The 17,988-nt window shown below is 69.1% G+C and carries 14 protein-coding genes; 9 read left to right on the top strand and 5 right to left on the bottom strand.

Features of this window, described 5'->3' with window-relative positions; translation table 11 throughout:
* The first annotated feature begins 47 nt into the window (after positions 1 to 47).
* Positions 48 to 845 (top strand): SAM-dependent methyltransferase, encoded by a 798-nt coding sequence (locus AB0M24_RS32355; protein WP_363776555.1) that lies wholly within the window; start codon positions 48 to 50, stop codon positions 843 to 845.
* 48 nt (positions 846 to 893) lie between these two features.
* A complete protein-coding gene (locus tag AB0M24_RS32360; RefSeq protein WP_363776558.1) occupies positions 894 to 2,129 on the top strand; it encodes a Shedu anti-phage system protein SduA domain-containing protein in 1,236 nt (411 codons plus the stop codon).
* Here the strand turns inward: AB0M24_RS32360 and AB0M24_RS32365 are convergent.
* Entirely contained in the window at positions 2,081 to 2,311 is a 231-nt protein-coding gene (locus AB0M24_RS32365; protein ID WP_363776980.1) for a DUF933 domain-containing protein, read from the bottom strand. The two genes, AB0M24_RS32360 and AB0M24_RS32365, sit on opposite strands and share 49 nt — an antisense overlap.
* Before the next feature lie 15 nt (positions 2,312 to 2,326).
* Between AB0M24_RS32365 and AB0M24_RS32370 the strand changes: the two genes are divergently transcribed.
* The gene (locus AB0M24_RS32370; RefSeq protein WP_363776561.1) at positions 2,327 to 2,905 is read left to right on the top strand and encodes a Uma2 family endonuclease; all 579 of its coding nucleotides are present in this window, start codon (positions 2,327 to 2,329) and stop codon (positions 2,903 to 2,905) included.
* A gap of 59 nt (positions 2,906 to 2,964) precedes the next feature.
* On the opposite strand, the gene ychF is transcribed toward AB0M24_RS32370, so the two are convergent.
* Positions 2,965 to 4,044: a redox-regulated ATPase YchF gene (gene ychF / locus AB0M24_RS32375; protein ID WP_363776564.1), complete on the bottom strand. Its 1,080-nt coding sequence runs from the start codon at positions 4,042 to 4,044 to the stop codon at positions 2,965 to 2,967.
* Positions 4,045 to 4,124: 80 nt separating this feature from the next.
* Between ychF and AB0M24_RS32380 the strand changes: the two genes are divergently transcribed.
* Both AB0M24_RS32380 and AB0M24_RS32385 read left to right on the top strand, forming a co-directional pair.
* A complete protein-coding gene (locus tag AB0M24_RS32380) occupies positions 4,125 to 5,411 on the top strand; it encodes an AlkA N-terminal domain-containing protein (protein ID WP_363776567.1) in 1,287 nt (428 codons plus the stop codon).
* The gene (locus AB0M24_RS32385) at positions 5,408 to 5,905 is read left to right on the top strand and encodes a methylated-DNA--[protein]-cysteine S-methyltransferase (protein WP_363776570.1); all 498 of its coding nucleotides are present in this window, start codon (positions 5,408 to 5,410) and stop codon (positions 5,903 to 5,905) included. The genes AB0M24_RS32380 and AB0M24_RS32385 overlap by 4 nt, the downstream gene beginning before the upstream one ends.
* Here the strand turns inward: AB0M24_RS32385 and AB0M24_RS32390 are convergent.
* A complete protein-coding gene (locus AB0M24_RS32390; protein ID WP_363776573.1) occupies positions 5,902 to 6,438 on the bottom strand; it encodes a hypothetical protein in 537 nt (178 codons plus the stop codon). The genes AB0M24_RS32385 and AB0M24_RS32390 overlap by 4 nt on opposite strands.
* A 505-nt stretch (positions 6,439 to 6,943) precedes the next feature.
* On the opposite strand from AB0M24_RS32390, the gene AB0M24_RS32395 reads away from it, so the two are divergent.
* Positions 6,944 to 8,149 carry a DUF222 domain-containing protein gene (locus tag AB0M24_RS32395; RefSeq protein WP_363776576.1) on the top strand — a complete coding sequence of 402 codons (1,206 nt, stop codon included), beginning with the start codon at positions 6,944 to 6,946 and terminating at the stop codon, positions 8,147 to 8,149.
* A gap of 550 nt (positions 8,150 to 8,699) precedes the next feature.
* Here the strand turns inward: AB0M24_RS32395 and AB0M24_RS32400 are convergent.
* Together AB0M24_RS32400 and AB0M24_RS32405 are read right to left on the bottom strand one after the other, a co-directional pair.
* Entirely contained in the window at positions 8,700 to 11,576 is a 2,877-nt protein-coding gene (locus AB0M24_RS32400) for an SMC family ATPase (RefSeq protein WP_363776579.1), read from the bottom strand.
* Positions 11,573 to 12,712: an exonuclease SbcCD subunit D gene (locus tag AB0M24_RS32405; RefSeq protein ID WP_363776582.1), complete on the bottom strand. Its 1,140-nt coding sequence runs from the start codon at positions 12,710 to 12,712 to the stop codon at positions 11,573 to 11,575. Before AB0M24_RS32405 ends, AB0M24_RS32400 begins: the two co-directional genes overlap by 4 nt.
* A gap of 99 nt (positions 12,713 to 12,811) precedes the next feature.
* On the opposite strand from AB0M24_RS32405, the gene AB0M24_RS32410 reads away from it, so the two are divergent.
* The 3 genes from AB0M24_RS32410 to AB0M24_RS32420 all read left to right on the top strand — a co-directional run bounded on the left by AB0M24_RS32410 (position 12,812) and on the right by AB0M24_RS32420 (position 17,970).
* A complete protein-coding gene (locus AB0M24_RS32410; RefSeq protein WP_363776585.1) occupies positions 12,812 to 13,723 on the top strand; it encodes a DNA recombination protein RmuC in 912 nt (303 codons plus the stop codon).
* Between the two features lie 89 nt (positions 13,724 to 13,812).
* On the top strand, positions 13,813 to 14,532 hold the full coding sequence (locus AB0M24_RS32415; protein ID WP_363776589.1) for a DUF6542 domain-containing protein: 720 nt from the start codon (positions 13,813 to 13,815) through the stop codon (positions 14,530 to 14,532).
* A 90-nt stretch (positions 14,533 to 14,622) separates the two neighbouring features.
* The gene (locus AB0M24_RS32420; RefSeq protein WP_363776592.1) at positions 14,623 to 17,970 is read left to right on the top strand and encodes a hypothetical protein; all 3,348 of its coding nucleotides are present in this window, start codon (positions 14,623 to 14,625) and stop codon (positions 17,968 to 17,970) included.
* Positions 17,971 to 17,988: the final 18 nt, after the last annotated feature.

Here is a 17,988-nt window from a genome sequence, read left to right on the forward strand (position 1 = left end):
AGACGCGTGGTCGACTGCGGGCCCTCTTGCTGTCAGCCTTCTGCACCATGCAGGCAGTGAGCAGAACAGCCCTGTGGGTCGCCTCGATGCGCGCGACCGAGGCGTCACGCCCCGACCGGCTGCACGACGACCCGCTGGCCGCCGCAGTGGTCGCGTCCGCGATGGCCTCCGAACAGTCGATCCCGCCGGCCCCACCGGGCGCGGCCGAGTTCATGGCGGTCCGCACCCGCTTCTACGACGACTTCCTGGGTTCGGGCCCGCTCCAGGTGGTCGTGCTCGCCGCGGGCCTCGACGCTCGCGCCTTCCGCCTGCCCTGGCCGTCCGGCACGCGCCTGTTCGAGCTGGACCTGCCCGAACTGCTGGCCTACAAGGCATCGCTGATCGACAGCGTCGGTCTGGAGGCCGGCTGCTCGCGTGTCGTGGTCCCGATCGACCTCCGCGACGACTGGGCAACCGCACTCGTGGCTGCCGGCTTCTCGTCCTCGTCGCCGACCGCGTGGATCGCCGAGGGCCTGCTCCAGTACCTGAGCGAGCCGGACAAGAAACGTCTGCTCGACACGATCTCCGGCCTGTCCGCGCCCGGCAGCCGGTTCGCGTTCGACCACATGGACACCTCGGCTGACGACCGCGAGTCCGTGGCCGACGCGCTGGACCGGATCCGCAGCATGGGCGCGGAGTTCGTGGCGACCGTCTCCGACCCCGCCGGCTGGCTCACCGCGCACGGGTGGAGCGTTGCGGTCGATCGCGTTCCGGCGCTGGCGGTGGAGTACGGGCGGCCGCTGCCGGACTTCATGGATCCGGCAGCGTCGAACGCGACGGCGCTGTGCACGGCCACGCTGCCCTGACCTTCGTACGCGTCGAGGACGAGGCGGAGCTCGACCACACTGGGGAACATGCCGATCAGGTCCGACTGGACGTTGGAAATCATGCTGGAGCAGGCGCGAGACGCTTGCGTCAACGACGACGCGCGCGACTCCGTCATAGACGCTCTCAAGCACATGAACAGCGGAAAGAGCAGCCGCCGCGGCGGCCGGCACCTGGTCGAGCTCATCCAAGCCGCGCTGAACCTCGCCGAACGAACTGAGGACAGCGCAGTGGTCGAACGCCTGCGCGACGGCATCGACTACGCCGAGGGACGCAAGTTCAAGCAGGACATGGATGATCGCTATCCAATGTTCCGAGAACAACGCAGCGACCTCAACCTCGGCTTCCTCCGTGACATGCTCACCGCGACGCTGGGCTACAGCACGGCCATCTGCGAGGAGTTCCTGAGAGAACACCCCTCCGCGACTGGTGCGGAACTGGTGGACCACCTTCGGAACTTCGAGCTGGACGTCCCTTTCATCGACGCGCCGGCGGAACGGCCGGGCCGATATCGACTCGTGCGCGGTCGAGCCGAGAGCGCGGCGTGGATCGCCGCTGTTCTGACAGATCGCCTCGACGTCGAGGACGTCGACGAAGCAGCGCGCAAGATCGTCACAAATCCCGCCGCGCTGGCCGCACTGGCAGCCGACGAGGGCGGAGAAGTGATCCTGCAGGCGATGGAGTTGAAGCGTCGACAGAGCGGCTTGACGAACCTCCGCGCAGTGGTCGAAGACCCGAACTCGTCCGAGCACGACATCCACCGCGCACTGCGCGACCAGCTGTGGATCTTCGGTGGTCGCTTCGTCGGTGAAGCGCGAAACCGCCGCCTCGTCGAGGGCGACGAGCTGGACATACCGCTGCTTCGTCCGGACGGCACGTTGTGTCTCGTCGAGCTCAAGCGTGCGGACGAGCGTGTGGTCAAGCGACACCGCGGCGCGTGGGTGGCAACTGCCGTCGTCCACGCAGGTGTGAGCCAAGCGTTGAACTACCTCTGCGGTCTCGACGAGAACAGAAGTCGGGTCATCTCGGAGTTCTCGATCGACGCGCGACGTGCGAATGCGATTGTGCTGATCGGGCACCCGAAGTTCCAGCCCGAGGTACCGGAGCCCACGATCAACGAGGCTCTGCGAATCCAGAACGCGCACCTCACCCGAGTCGAGGTGCTGACGTACAAGGAGTTGCTGGATGCCGCAGAGCGCTCGCTGTCCTCAGACGGTCAGACGTTGAAGCGGAACTCCACCACGTCCCCGTCGGCCATCACGTAGTCCTTGCCCTCCATGCGGACCTTGCCCGCCACCTTCGCATCAGCCTTCGACCCCGCCGTGGGGCGGGGATCAGCTCGGTGGTGATCGTCTCCATGTCGGAAGCCGGGTCCACACGGCCTCCGACGTGCACGATTTACGCGCAAGCAAGTGATGTGCGTGCGCGTGCGTGCGCGCACGCACATCACTATCGTGAAGGTATGACCGCTCTGCCTGACTGGATGCGCCCTCCTCGCGCGGAAGGGTGGTTCGCGGAGGACCTCGACCGCCTCCCAGAGGCGCCTCGCCACACCGAGCTGATCGACGGAGCTCTCGTTTTCATGATGTCGCCGCAGCGGTCGTGGCACGGCCGTGTCGTCACCAACCTCACCGTCGGCCTCGCAGATCAGGCGCCTGACGGCGTCGAGGTCGAACGGGAAATGACCATCAGGCTCGACCGGCGCAACCGCCCGGAGCCCGATCTTCTGGTCACCACCGCGTCGTTCGATCCCGACCGCACCTGGTTTGCTCCCGAGGACGTCATGCTCGTCGTCGAGGTGATCTCGCCTGAGTCCGAGCATCGCGACACCACGGTCAAGCTGCGCAAATACGCAGAGGCCGGTATCAAGCACTATTGGCTGGTCGAGGACGAAGGCGGCCAGACCATCGCCCACGTGTACGAGCTGGACGAGCCGACCAAGACCTATGTCTCCACCGGCATCTTCCGCGGCAAGCTCGAGTTGTCGGTGCCGTTCGCGATCACGATCGCCCTCGACAGCCTCTTCCGCGGCAAGCGCTGACAGTTCCGGACATGGTGAAGGCCCCTCCGCGGAGGGGCCTTCACCATGTCCGGTTCAGGTCAGACGTTGAAGCGGAACTCCACCACGTCGCCGTCGGCCATCACGTAGTCCTTGCCCTCCATGCGGACCTTGCCCGCCGCCTTCGCATCAGCCTTCGACCCGGCCGCCACCAGGTCGTCGAACGACACGACCTCGGCCTTGATGAAGCCCTTCTCGAAGTCCGTGTGGATCACGCCGGCCGCCTGCGGGGCGGTCGCGCCCTGCGGGATGGTCCAGGCGCGCGCTTCCTTCGGGCCCGCGGTGAGGTAGGTCTGCAGGCCGAGGGTGTGGAAGCCGGCGCGGGCCAGGGAGTGCAGGCCCGGCTCGGCCTGGCCGATCGACTCCAGCAGCTCCAGAGCTTCCGACTCGTCCAGCTCGAGGAGCTCGGACTCGACCTTGGCGTCGAGGAACACCGCGTCGGCAGGGGCGACCAGCTCGCGCAGCTCCTTCTGGCGGGCCTCGTCGCCCAGCACGCCCTCGTCGGCGTTGAAGACGTAGAGGAACGGCTTCGTCGTCAGCAGCGACAGCTCGCGGATCAGCGCGTTGTCCACTTCGGACTGTGCCGAGAAGAGCGTGCGGCCCGAGTCGAGGATGTCCTTGGCCTTCTGCGCGGCCTCGAGAGCGGGGCGGCGGTCCTTCTGCATCCGCGCCTCCTTCTCGATGCGCGGGATGGCCTTCTCCAGGGTCTGGAGGTCGGCGAGGATCAGCTCGGTGTTGATCGTCTCCATGTCGGAGGCCGGGTCCACGCGGCCGTCGACGTGCACGACGTCCGGGTCGTCGAAGACGCGGATGACCTGGCAGATCGCGTTGGCCTCGCGGATGTTCGCGAGGAACTTGTTGCCCAGGCCCTCGCCCTCCGACGCGCCCTTGACGATGCCCGCGATGTCGACGAACGACACCACGGCGGGCACCTCGCGCTCGGAGCCGAAGATCTCGGCGAGCTTGGTCAGGCGCGCGTCCGGCAACGGCACGACGCCGACGTTCGGCTCGATGGTCGCGAACGGGTAGTTCGCGGCGAGCACGTCGTTGCGCGTGAGCGCGTTGAACAGGGTGGACTTGCCGACGTTGGGCAGGCCGACGATACCGAGGGTCAAACTCACGAGCGACGAGTCTACGGCAGGCGACGGTCGTGTCCGATTCCCGCGAGCCATTGCACGTTCCCGCTGGCAGGATCGATGCCATGGTCATTGACGAAGAACACGCGTATCGGGTCTGCGCCGCGCGTGACGCCCGGTTCGACGGGTGCTTCATCCACGCGGTCCGCACGACCGGCATCTACTGCCGGCCGTCGTGCCCCGCGGTGACCCCGAAGCGCCGCAACAGCCAGTTCTTCCTGACGGCCGCCGCCGCGCAGTCGGCGGGCTTCCGGGCCTGCCGCCGCTGCCTGCCGGACGCCGTCCCCGGCTCCCCAGAGTGGAACCTGCGCGCCGACCTCGCCGCCCGCGCGATGCGCCTGATCAGCGACGGCGTGGTCGAACGCGACGGCGTCACCGGCCTCGCGTCGAAGCTCGGCTACTCGGAACGCCACCTCACCCGCGTCCTGACCTCAGAACTGGGCGCCGGACCGCTCGCACTGGCCCGCGCCCACCGCGCCCACGCCGCCCGCCTGCTGATCGAGACGACCGAACTGTCGTTCGCCGACATCGCGTTCGCCGCGGGGTTCGCCTCGGTCCGCCAGTTCAACGACACCATCCGCATGGTCTTCGCCTCGACGCCGTCCGACATGCGCGGCCGCGGCAAGGCACCGGTGGGCACGCCGGGCCGGATCGTCCTGCGCCTGCCCTACCGGCCGCCGTTCGACGCCGCCGGACTCCTGGCGCACTTCCGGCTGCACGCGTTGCCGGGCGTCGAGGAGGTCACCGCTGACTCCTACGGGCGGACGTTGTCGCTCCCCCACGGCGAGGCGACGGTCCGGCTGACGTTCCCGACGGACCACGTCCTGTGCTCGCTGCGGCTCGCCGACATGCGCGACCTGGGCGCGGCCGTCTCCCGGGTCCGCCGCCTGCTGGACCTCGACGCCGACCCCGTCGCCGTCGACTCGTTCCTGGGCAACGACCCGGTGATCGGCCCGCTGGTCCGCGCGACCCCCGGCATCCGCGTGGCGGGCAGCGTCGACGGCACCGAGACGTTGCTGCGACTCGTGGCGCCCTACGTCGGCGTCCCGCTGCAGGTCCCGGACGAGGGGTTGACCCACCTCTACTCGGCCGGGGACCACCCCGTCACCGAGGCGGTGGCGAGCGGCAGACTCGTCGTGGACGTGGGCCGCTCGATCGAAGACCTGACCGAAGAGCTCGCACCCCTGGTCGGCCCGTCCGTGGCCGACGAGGTGGCGATGCGAGTGCTGGGCGCACCGGACGTGCTGGTGCTCCCGCCCGACTGCGAGTCCCTGGCTTCCCACGGCCCCGAGTGGCGGCCGTGGCGCTCCTACGCCGGAGCACACCTGACGAGGAAGGCAGCAACATCATGAGCGTCGCACACACGTCCACTGTGGACACCCCGGCGGGGCCGTTCACCGCGATCGTCGCGTCGGACGGAGCGGTGCTGGCCAGCGGCTGGACCGCCGACATCGCCCTGCTGACGCCCCAGATCCACGACTCCCTGATGCCGTCGGAGATCACGTCTCGCGCGGACCTGGGCGACGTCACGAAGGCCGTGATCGCCTACCACGAAGGCGACCTGACCTCGATCGACACGGTGGAGGTCCGGCAGAAGTCCGGCCCGTTCCTGCAGCACGCGTGGGACGTCCTGCGCACCGTCCGCGCCGGCGAGCCCGTCACGTACACCGAGTACGCGGAACTGTCCGGACGTCCGACAGCGGTCCGCGCCGCCGCTTCAGCCTGCGCACGCAACTCGGTGGCGCTGTTCGTGCCGTGCCACCGCGTGATCCGGATCGGCGGCAACCTGGGCGGCTTCCGCTGGGGCCTCGACGTCAAGCGCTGGCTGCTGGCCCACGAGGCCTAGACGAGGTTGATCTCCGGCGGCCCGTCCGCGGTCACCAGCTCCGCGCCACACCTCGCACAGGAGCTGGTGACCGGCCAGACCATGTTGCTCTGCAAGGACTTCTGCTCACCGAACCAGTCGTCCTGCCCGGCGTCGCGGCAGGTGTGACAACCGACGCGGTAGTGCAGCCGGGCCCACGGACTCGCCGACAGCTCGCTCGCCCGCTCGTCCGGGCGCTTGAGGTCGGTGAACGGTGACCACCAGAACGACAACCGGCACCGCAGCACCTGCGTAAGCCCATCTCCCGCGGTGTCGAAACCTGTGATACGGATCGGCGCCGGGTGCTTGCCCAGCTCATCCAGCTCGTCCTGCCACTCCAGCTGCCGTCGCGAGGAGTGGCACAAACCGTGTGCGGCCCCGTGGTGCAGGGCGACTGTGCGGCCTACCCGGCGGCAGACGAAGCAGTCGTGGGAGTACTCGAGTCTGTTCGACCACACGAAGTGGGCGGCCGGGGTGACTTCTACTCGGGCGGTGACTTCCACGTGGGACAGCACGCGGGTGAGGGTAGAGGCGGGCACGGCTTGGGCTGGCGCTGACGCGCCGTGGTTGGTGGTGCCGCGCGGTGGTGCTGTTTGTGGTTGGGCTGCTGTTCCAGCGGGGTTGGTCACCGATGCGGTTGGTTGCGGTTCCAGCGTGGGCGCGCGGGTCAAAGACATGACGGGCTTTGGTTTCGTCATCGCCGCTTCGCGACGATTGCGATTGGGGCTTGACTTCGGGTCCCTTGCGAGGCGCTTGTTCGGGCGGAAAAGGTCGGATGCTCCGCACCCGCCCGATCCGAAAAGGGTAGCACCTCGCACCCAAAGTCAAGCCCCAATCGCTTCGCGTGCGTGGTTGCGTTTGGTTGTTCGGGCGGCGGTCATTACCGGTGTCCCGCGTTGGCAATACCCGCGTTCGGGCTCGCTTCGCTTCGCCCCTTGTCGTCGTTGTGCGGGTCGGTTCACACGATGGTGTTTTCTTTTTTGCGTTATCTGGTCGTGATCTTGCGGTATAGTCGAACACGTGAGCGAAACTCCCGTCCAACTCCTCTCGACTGACGCGCTGCTGGCCAGCATCGTCAGCCGGGAGAAGAGGATGCGGGCGGAGCTTTTCGAGCAGATGCAGGAAATCGCCGAGTTGGAACGGCGTGGGGCTGGGCCTGAGCTTGGTTATAAAGATGTGGCGTATGTGTTGCAGCATTCGATTCGCTGCGATCGCAACACCGCCAGGCAGATGGTGTCGAATGCCGCGTTGTTGAGCAGCACGATCACGCCGACCGGCAGCGAACTCGCTCCCGAGCTTCCGTTGACCGCTGAGGCTGCCGCCGAGGGTGCGCTGTCGATCGCGCACGTCGCGGAGATCGCCAAGGCGATGAAGCACCTGCCCGCCGAGGTCGAGACCCTCGTGGTGGAGTTCGCCCGCGAGCACGAGCCTTTTGCCGTGCGTGACTTCGGCAAGGGCCTGGCCTACGGCCTCTACCAGGACGACCCCGAGCCGGGCGAGCCCCAGCCGGAGCGCCAGGTCAACCAGCACCACAGCCGCTGGCGCAAGGACGGCATGCTGGAGATCAAGGCGCTGCTGGACAAGGTCACCGGCGCGGCCTACGAGGCCGCCCTGTCGCCGCTGGCCAAACCTCGCCCGGACACCGGCGAAGGCCCGGACCAGCGCGACCGCTCGGAGCGTGAGGGCGAGGCTTTCGCGGAGCTGGTCAACCTGATGGTGCGCGCCGACCAGCTCCCGGAGCACGGCGGCGAACCGGTCACCCTCACGCTGACGATGAGCTACGACGACCTGGCCACGAAGACCGGCGACGCCCTGCTGGACAACGGCGAGCGCATCCCGGCAGACCAGGTCCGCCAGCTGGCCTGCAACGCAGGTGTGATCCCGCTGGTGCTGGGCGGCCAGTCGCAGCCGATGGACATCGGCCGCAAGACCCGCACCTTCCCGGCCGGAATCCGCAGGATCCTGGTCGCCAGGGACCGAGGCTGCGCCTTCCCGGGCTGCACGAGACCGCCACGGCACTGCGATGCCCACCACATCCAGTACTGGGCCAACGGCGGCGACACCTCAGTCGACAACGCAGTCCTGCTCTGCCGCCACCACCACACGCTGATCCACCAAAGCGAGTGGGAAGTGAAGCTCGTCCACGGCATCCCGACGTTCTATCCGCCGCCATGGCTGGACCCGGAACGAAAACCCAGACGCAACCAGCTCCACACCGCCGCCTAAACCGCCAGACGAACGGCCATTGGGAGTCGGGATTATTTGGCGCCGGTCCGTTTTCAGCCGGGCCATTGTCAGCCGGGCCGTTGTGCGCCTAGCCGGAAGTCAGCCACGAGCAGACAACGTCCCGCGCGGCACGCGCGGCCATCCCGCAAAGCCGAAGGCAAGCGGCGATGGCGAAGCCGAGCCGAACGAGAGCACAACAACGCGGAACACCGGTAATAACCGCCGCCCAAAAGCACAAACGCAACCACGCACGCAAAGCGATTGGGGCTTGACTTTGGGTGCGAGGTGCTACCCTTTTCGGATCGGGCGGGTGCGGAGCATCCGACCTTTTCCGCCCGAACAAGCGCCTCGCAAGGGACCCGAAGTCAAGCCCCAATCGCAATCGTCGCGAAGCGGCGATGACGAAACCAAAGCTCGTCCCAACCCACGCGCCCGCCAACGCAAGGCGACCCAACCACAAAACGCGACCAACCCCGCTGGAACCGCCGCCCAACCACCAAACAGCACCACCGCACGGCGCGTCAGCGCCCCAACACCCGAAACAGGTCGCTCAGCCGAGCGAAACCTCCAGCGTCGACCCCGTTCGAGCCTTGCGTACCCGCAGCCGAGTCGGGATCCGTTGCCGCAGCTCCTCCACGTGCGACACCAGCCCGACGACCCGGCCGCCCGCGCGCAGCTCGTCGAGCGTGTTCATGACGATGTCCAGCGTGTCCGAGTCCAGCGTGCCGAAGCCTTCGTCCACGAACAGCGTGTCCAGCAGCGCGCCGCCGGTCTCGTTGGCCACGACGTCGGCCAAGCCCAGTGCCAGGGACAGCGAGGCCAGGAAGGACTCGCCGCCGGACAGGGTCTTCGCTGGGCGGGAGCGGCCCGAGTAGTCGTCCAGCACGTCGAGGCTCAGGCCGCCGCGGGTGCCTCGGGCGCCGGCGGAGTCGGAGTGCACGAAGCTGTAGCGGCCCTGGCTCATCCTGTGCAGGCGGGCGGAGGCGGCTACGGCGACTTCTTCCAGCCGCGCGGCCAGCACGTACGAGCGCAACGTCATCTTCTTGGAGTTCTGGCCGCGGCCGTTGATCACGTCGGTGAGCGCGTCCAGTTCCGCGTAAGAAGCTTCCAGCGGCTCCAGCGACTTCCACTCGGCGCGCAGGCGGGCTGCCAGTTGGCCGACTCGGTCCAGTGCCGCGCGGGCTCGGGCCAGGCTGGTGGCGGCTTGTGAGGCGGCGGCGCGGGCTGAGGAGGCTTGGGCCGTCACCTCGTTCAGGTCCACGGCGGTGGCGGGGTCGACCTCGGCGAGCTCTTCCAGGGTGGCCATGGCGGTGGCGCGGGCGCGTTCCCAGGCGGCGATGCGGTCGTCCAGGGCTTCGAGCTTGGCCGGCGGGCGGTGGGCGGCCAGGGCTGCTTCCACGTCGGGGAAGCCTGCTTCGGCGGACAACGAGGCCACCGTCGCCTGCTGTTCCTCTACGCGGGCGAGGGCGTTGTCGCGGGCGTTGCGGCGCTCGTCCAGTTCCACCAACGCCTTGGCGAGGCGGAGGAGGTGGTCGCGGCGGGTCAGGACGTCCTCGTGCTCGCCGCGGGCCTTGTCCAGGCGGGCGCCGCGTTCCTCCACGGCGACGGCCAGGGACGCGTGCTCGGTGCGCAGTCCTACGAGGTCCTGGTCGACCTGTTCCTTCTCGGCGCGCAGGGCACCAAGCCTGCCTTCCAGGCCCACGAACTCGTTCTGGCGTTGCGAACGGGTGCGGGCCAGGTCGAGGGCCGCGCGGTACTCCGCCAACGCCACCGCGGGTTCCTCCGAGCCCAGGGCTTCCCAGCACGCCTGGATGCGGAGCTCGGCGGCGTGCGCGGCTCGTTCGGCCTCGTTGCGGCGGTCGAGGGCGGTCTGCTCGTCGGCTGCCGCGTCTTCCTCGTCGGCCGCGTCCACGCCGCCCAGCATCGGTTGGGCCGGGGCCGGGTGGGACGGCGAGCCGCAGACGGCGCAGGGCTTGCCGCGCTTCAGGGCCGCGGCCAGCTCGATGGCCATGTTCTCCAGGCGTTGGTGGCGGACCTGCTGGAGGACGTCCTTCGCCTTCTGGTGGACGTCGATCGCCTCGTGCAGCTCCTTCTTGGTGCGCTCCAGGGCAACACCGGCGCCTGGCAACGCCTCGGCGGCATCAAAGCGCGCCTTGAGGCCCTCCAGACGGGCTGAGGCTTCCGCGGCCGCGTCCAGTTGGGCACGGCAAGCGGCCAGGCGTTCGGGCAGCACCTCCAGCTCGGCGTTCAGGGCGAGGAGGCGGCGTTCCACCTTGTACGAGGAGTCCTTCAGCACCGACAACCTGCGGACGTCGGCCTGCTGGCGTTCGGCTTCGGCGGCCAGCTCGCCCAGGCCACCGGCCTCCTCGCGGTGGCGCTCCGCGTCCTCTCGTAACGAGGAGCCGGTGTAACCCAAGCGCGCCAACGCTTCCGCGGCCCGAGCCTCGTCGCGGACCGCGAACTCGTACGACTGCCGGAGCTTCGCGATCTCACCGAACGCCGGCACGACCGGGATCGCGCGGCGGGCGGCGTCGCGTTCGGCGAACCAGGAGGCCGAGTCGGCGGCTTCCACGCGGGTCAGCATGTCGCGGGCCTCGCGCACACGACGGATCTGGTCGGCCTGCACGCGGGCCTGAGCGAGCAGGGCGTCCGCGCCGTCGGCCACGCCCGCCGTCTCCTCCGAGGCAGCGGAGGCCGAAAGAACAGCGCCCGACAGGCGTTCCAGCACCGAGTCCAGCCAGCCCTGCTCGAACGACGGTTCCTCACCCGCCGCTTCCGCCACGCGGTGCAGAAGCTCGGAGGCGCCCTGACGACGTTCCTCGAGCACACGACCCGCCACGACTCGCTTGTCGCGGAACCACTTCTCGACGTCGAGGAACCGCTCGGTGCCGAAGAGCTTCTCCAGCAACACTTCCCGCTCGGCCGTGTCCGAGCGCAAGAACTTCGCGAACTCGCCCTGCGGCAGCAGAACCACCTGGAAGAACTGCTCGTACGACATGCCCAGCATGTCCTCCACCGCGCGCGCCACGTCGTCGATGCGCGTGATTCCCTCGCCGTCCCAGCCTTCCAGCCAGGTCAGCGAGCACTTCGCGGGCTGGGTGGTGAAGCCGCCACCCCGCTTCTTCGGGCGATCGAACTCCGGCGAGCGCACGATCCGGAACCGCCGCGCCTGCACCGTCAGCTCCAACGACACCTCGGTCGGAATCTCCGGATCCGCGTACTCACAACGGAGCTTCTTCACGTCACCACGAGCACCAGGAACCCGCCCGAACAACGCGAAAGCCACCGCGTCCAGCAACGTCGTCTTGCCCGCGCCCGTGTCGCCGTGCAACAAGAACAACCCGTCGGCACCCAACGAGTCGAAGTCGACGACCTCAGGCCGCGGATAAGGGCCGAAGGCGGTGAGCTCCAGGCGGTGCAACCTCATTGCTCCTGCTCCCTCGCGACAGCGGAGAAAGCCTCACGCAGCAAGGACATCTCGGCAGCGGAAGGTTCGGACCCGCGCGCGTCGGACACGAAGCAGCACGCTACTTCCTCGTCCGTGCGGCCGCGCACCCGTTCCGCGTACGTCATGTTGTGCTGCAGGCCCTGTTCCGGCCGCCACTCGACGTGCACCGCGTGCTCGAAGCGGGTTTGCAGCTGCCGCAACGCATCCATCGGCCGCACCTGGTCCGTCAGCACGACGGACAGGAAGTGGTCCTCGACAACGACGTGCGCCGGGTCCTCCAGGATCTCGGCCAACGTCCCCGTCACGGTCGCGAGCTGACGCGGAACCGGCAGCTCACGCCGCTCCACACCAACAAGGCCACCCGCGTCGAGCTCCACCAGCCACACCGACTTGCGGTGCCGCGCCTCGGAGAACGAGTACGCCAGCGGACTGCCCGAATAACGCAGGTTCTCCGCCAGAGTCTGCGGACCGTGCAGGTGCCCAAGAGCCACGTAGTCGACGCCCGAGAACACCTGCATCGACACGTCCTGCACGCCACCCACCGCGATGGTGCGCTCGGACTCCGACGGCGCCCCACCCGTCACGAAGGCGTGCGCCAGCACCACCGAACGCGCCTCACGCGAAGCCAGGTCGGCGCGAATACGCCGCATCGCCTCGCCCAGCACAGGAGCGTGCCCCTTGTCCGCAATGCCCAGTACGTGCCGCGCGGGCTCCGGCTCCAGGAACGGAATCCCGTACACCGCAACGGGCCCGTGCTCGTCCGCCAGTTCGACCGGCTTGTCCAGCAACGAGATCTGCGTGCGCAGGAACAGTCCACCGGCAGCGGCGAACTCCCCGAACACCCCGATCCGCGCCGCCGAGTCGTGGTTGCCAGGCGTGATCACGATCTGCGCCCCGGCCGCGCGGATCCGCATCAGCACCCGCGCGCACAACGACACCGCGTCGGCGGACGGCACCGCGCGGTCGTAGAGGTCGCCGGAGATGACCACGACGTCGACCTTCTCGGAAGACACCAGGTCAGCGAGGCCGCTCAGCACCGACTCCTGCTCCACGAGCAGGTCGCGGCCGTGGAAGGTGCGCCCCACGTGCCAGTCGGAGGTGTGCAGGATCCGCATGGCACCAACCGTAGAGACGAGGTCTGACAAATCTCCGGGAGGGTTCCCGGCGTGTCACCCGATCGAGTTCAACATCTCTGGGGGAGCATCATCTGTGCCGTGACCGCAGTGATCATCACCGCCTCGCTCGTCCTGGCACTCGTCTGTGCCGGGGCGCTGGTGTTCGTCTACCGCCTCTACCAGGACAGCGTCCGTCGCACCGATGAGGCACTCCAGGCCATCAGCAAGGAACGCGCGCGCTACGACTCCCAGCAGCAGGCCCTGCAGCGCTACGAGGTGGCGTTCTCCAGCGTCAGCGGTCGCGGTGAGCTCGGCGAACAGGTCCTCGTCGAAACGGCGCGCGCACTCGGTCTGAGGGAAAACCTCCACTACACGCTCCAGACGGACGTCGCCGGCGGCGGCGCGGTCCGGCCGGACATGGTGCTCAACGTCGGCGGCGGCCGCATGGTCCCGGTCGACTCGAAGATGTCCATGGCGACCTGGGCCGAAGCGGTCGAGACGGACGACCCGCAGGAACGCCAGGACGCGCTGCGGGTCCACGTCCGCAACATCCGCTCACGGGCCGCCGAACTGGCCGGCAAGGGCTACCAGCGCTGGGCCGACGCGATCTACGGCACGATCATGTTCGTCCCCAACGACGGCGCGGTCGTCGCGGCTCTGGACACCGACCCCGAGCTCCTCCGCTGGCTGCTCGACCGCCGGGTCTTCCTCTGCGGCCCGACCGGGTTCGCCGTGATCGCGTCGTCAGCCATGTTCGCCGTCACCGAACGAGCCCTCGCGGACGACGTCGAGCAGGTCAGGCTCCAGGCAGGCCGCGCCAACAGGGCCGCCGACACCGCCATCGACGCCGTGAACCTCTCCACCACCCACCTGCAGCGATTCCTCTCAGCGCGCCGCCGCGAGCTCGACGCCCTCGAAGGATTCCGCGCGAGCGTGGAACCACTCACGGAAGCCTCCGCCACCCCAACGCCACTGCCGCTCGTCCGTCGGGCGGACGAACAGTCCGCATAAAACGCACGGAGCGTGCCAACAGGTTGCTTGTGGGTGAGAAAGCAGCGGACTCACGAACACCGATTGGCCGAACGGCTACCGTGTGCGGCGTGAGTGAGCTGCGCGACCGTTCGGCTGCCTTCGACGACGACGTCGAGGACTACGACGCCGTTCCGTGGAACTACCGGGCCATCTTCGGATCCTTCAGGGGCATCCCCTGGTGGGCGGCGATCCTGTCTGCCCTGGTCCCGGCCTTCATCGGCGCGTTCATCGACATCAACTCCAGCAAGACGGTCGGCTGGACGTTCAACGCCGTGTTCTTCCTCGGTGCGTTGGCCGGCATCCTGCTCGTGCAGCGCCGCAGCCTGTTCGCGCCGATGGTGCAGCCGCCGCTGATCCTGGCCGCCACCGTGCCGACGCTGGTGCTGCTCACCGGCGGCGTCTCGAAGGGCGGCCTGTCCGCCATGGCGCTCGGCCTGGGCAAGCCGCTGATCGACAGCTTCCCGGTCATGGCCGTCACCACCGCCGTCACGGTCGTGCTCGGCATCGTGCGGATCGTCATCCAGAAGGACCCGAACCGGCCGTCCAAGGACGAGGTCCGCGAGGCCAAGGCCGAGCTGAAGTCCCGTAGCAAGCCGGCGCCCCGCAAGCCCGCGCGCGACGACGACGCGGCCGAGGAACGCCCGCGCCGCCCGCGTCCCGAGGGTGCCCCGGCCCGTCGCCCGCGTCCTGAAGGCGCTCCCGCCCGCCGTCCGCGTCCGGAAGGTGCGGCACGGGGAGAGCGTCCGGCGGGCCAGCGCAGGCCCCGTCCGCCCCGCGAAGACCGCTAAGAGGTTGTTCGCGGCCACTCCCCGAACCGCGAACAACGAGGTCGGAACAACAACCAGGGAAAACGGCAGCACTCTGCGAGAGTGAGTCCGATGCCCAGGGGAGAACGTCCACTCGACGACGGCGACAGCCCGCTGTTGCGGTTCGCCGGAGATCTGCGCCAGATCCGTGCCGACGCCGGCAGCCCGACGTACCGGGAGCTCGCCCAGCGCGCGCACTTCTCGGTCGCCACGCTGTCCGAGGCCGCCGGCGGAAGAAAGCTGCCGAGCCTCGACGTCACGTTGGCGTACGTCAGAGCGTGCGGCGGCGACGAACAGACGTGGTCCCAACGCTGGCACGAGGTCGACGAGAGCCTCTTCCAGTCCAGGGTCAGCCCGTCGCCGTACGTGGGCCTGAGCGCGTTCACGAGAGAGGACGCGCACCGCTTCTTCGGCCGCGAAAAGCTCACCAACGTGCTCAAAGAACGCCTGGAGACGCAGCGCTTCCTCGCGGTGTTCGGCGCATCGGGCGAGGGCAAGTCGTCGCTGCTCAAAGCCGGTTTGGCCCAGCACTTCGGCAACCCGGTCAGCTGCACACCCGGCACCGATCCGGACGCCTCCATCGCCGACGCGCTCGCGAAGAACCCCGACCTGCTGATCGTCGACCAGTTCGAGGAGCTCTTCACCCTGTGCGAGGACCCGGTCCAGCGCCAGGCGTTCCTCGACATGCTCCTCAACGCGCCGTGCAAGACGGCGATCGCGGTCCGCTCCGACTTCTACCCGCACTGCTCGCAGCACCCCGACCTGGCCGAAGCGCTCACCGACGCCCAGGTCCTGATCGGCACGATGACGCCGGACGAGCTGCGCCGCGCGATCACCCAGCCCGCAGCCACGGTGAACTGCACGGTGGAAAACTCCCTGCTCACCACCCTGATCGCCGAGGCGACGGGGCGCAGCGGCGTTCTCCCGCTGGTCAGCCACGCTCTGCTGGAGACCTGGCACCGCAAGCGCGGCAACATCCTCACCGCCGGCGCGTACCAGGCGGCGGGCGGCATCGACGGCGCACTCGCGCAGAGCGCCGAGGCCGCCTACGCCGAGCTGACCGAAGATCAGCAGCACCTCGCCCGTCAGCTCCTCCTGAGGCTCGCCGCGGACGGCACGAAACGCCCGGTCCCCCGCAGCGAGGTGATCGGCGACGAGGTCCTGGACGTGCTGGCCAACGCAAGGCTGGTCACGGTCGGCGAGGACACCGTCGAGGTCACCCACGAGGCGCTCTTCCGGGCCTGGCCACGCCTCGCGACCTGGCTCGACGAGGACCGCGAAGGCCTCAAGACCCACCGCAGGCTCACCGAGGCCGCCCGCCTGTGGGAAGAGCTGCACCACGACTCAGGCGCGCTCTACCGGACCGTGAGGCTCACGGAAGCCACTGAGTGGGCCGCCCGGACCGAACCCACCCTCACCAAGACCGAGGACGCGTTCCTGACCGCGTCGAAGAACCTCTCTCGCAGGCGCACACGACGTCTGCGCTGGGCCGCGGCAGGCCTGATCGCCCTCGTCCTCGCGACGACCATCAGCGCCGTCACCGCCACCCAGCAACGCCGCGAGGTGGAACGCCTCGGGCTCGTCACGCAGTCGCAGCAGCTCGCCGCACTGTCCGCCGCGCTCCTGCACAGCAACCCGGACGAGGCCGCGCGCAAGGCCGCCGAGGCGTACCGGATCTCACCGACGACGGAAGCGCGCAGCCAGGTGCTGAGCGTCCAGGTCGGACATCCGCGCGAGGTGCGGCCGATCCAGGGCCACGGTCTGAGGGCCGGCCACGGCGTGATCGCGTTGCTGCAGGACTCCGGCGCGCGGATGTTCGACGGCACGACGCTCGCGAACGTGCGCACCCTGCGCGAGAACGAGCAGGTGATCGCACTGGACATCGCGCCGGACGGCCGCATCGCGATCATGGACGAGAAAGGGCGCGTGACGGTCCAGGCCGACTCCGACGCCGAACCCGTCGTGGTGCGCGAGTCGGGCACCATGGCGAACATCGGCTTCATCGAGGGCGGCCGCGCGCTCCTCGTCGGCACCCAGATCTGGGACCTGGAGACCCGCCGGATGCGCGGCGAACTGCCCGTCGGCGCCGGCTGGGTCTCGCTCGACTTCGTCGACGGCACCCTCGCCGCCGTCACCCAGACCTCCGTCTCGTTCTGGAACCCCGGCACCGGGCAGCGCACGGGCGGGTTCGACCTCGACGTCCCGGTCAGCGCCGTGCAGATGTTGAGCGGGGACCTGGTCGCCGTCGGCACGTTCGACGGCCAGATCCGGCTGTGGAGCACCGTCACCGGCACCGTGGTCAGGACCCTCCCGTCGCACAAGGCAGGTCCCGTCGCCCTGGCCGCGAGCGCCGACCGCACGGTGCTGGCGTCAGCGACCTACAACGAGTCCGAACTGCACATGTGGGACGTCGTGCACAGCACCGCTCTGCCACCGGTCACCGTCGAGCCCGGCACCCGCGACATGGCGTTCACCGACGACGGCAGGCTGGTGTGGCTGGGCGAGTCGACGATGCGCCTCCTGCCGCGCGCCGCGGTGCCCGTGTCGTCCGCGTACCCGGTGCGCGCGCTCGCGGTCGACCCGGACGGCACGATCCTCACGTTCGACGACCGCGGCACGGTCGAACGCCACGACGCGGCTCTGCGCAGCCTCGGCCGCCTGGACACCGGCGCCCCCGGCCGCACCCTCGCCCGGTTCAGCCAGGACGGCAGGACGCTCGTCAGCGCGGGCCAGGACCAGCCGATCGAGGTCAGGGAGACCGCCACCGGCCGCCGCACGGCCACCCTCACCACGCCGAACAAGGACAAGCCTCCCGTCACCGTCGCGTTCTCGGCCGGCCACGACGTGCTGGCCGCCGGCGGCGACAGGTCCTCCACGGTGTGGACGCCGTCCGGGGCACCGACGCTGATCGACAGCTCCTCCGACGGGGAACCGACCGCCGCCACGTTCGGCAGGAACGACCACGAGGTCGTGCTCGGATCCCAGTGGGGTCTGCTGGTCGTCCGCGACACCACGACCTGGAAGACCTCGAACCTCGGGGTGATCCACCAGGGCCCGGTGCGCGTGCTCGCGACCTCACCGGACAAGCGCACGCTCGCGACCGGTGGCGACGACGGCCTCATCACGCTCTGGGACACCTCGACGTGGCGGAAGAAGGGCGAGTTGCGCGGCCACACGGGCGCGGTGGCCGCACTGGAGTTCAGCCCGGACTCGACGAGGCTCGCGAGCGGCGGCAACGACAAGACCGTCGTCGTCTGGGACATGAGCACCCAGCAGACGTGGGCGACCCTGCGCGGCCATGCCCAGGGCGTCACGCACCTCGCGTGGATGCCCGACGGCCGTTCGGTGGTGTCCGCGGGGCAGGACTCGGTGCTCGTGTGGCCGCTCGACGTCGAATCCGCGCTGCGAGCACTCAGTTGATCCGTTGTTCGTGGTCGG

The sequence above is a fragment of the Lentzea sp. NPDC051838 genome, assembly GCF_040681245.1.
Taxonomy (GTDB): domain Bacteria; phylum Actinomycetota; class Actinomycetes; order Mycobacteriales; family Pseudonocardiaceae; genus Lentzea.